At 46.5% G+C, this 213-nt stretch carries 1 pseudogene; it reads right to left on the reverse strand.

The features are described 5' to 3' along the window. Nucleotides 1-213, reverse strand: a pseudogene (locus HJV72_RS19390) (xanthine/uracil/vitamin C permease); the annotation flags it as partial.

Consider the following 213-nt stretch of genomic DNA (forward strand, 5'->3'; position numbering starts at 1 on the left):
CCATTGTTTCGATAAAGTTATAGATTTCGATCGGAATGACAATCGTCAGGTAAGGCGCTACTACGGCAAAACCGCTTAGCAGGTGCTGGATACCGTTTACCGGATTTGGAAAATAAAAGCCGATTCCACTGAAATCAATGCTGGTACGTCCCAGACAGAAAGCATAGATGATGCCCCCTACGATTGCAACCACAAGCGGCGGGATTTTTCCTG

Source organism: Extibacter sp. GGCC_0201 (genome assembly GCF_017566055.1).
In the GTDB taxonomy this organism is placed as follows: Bacteria; Bacillota; Clostridia; order Lachnospirales; family Lachnospiraceae; genus Extibacter.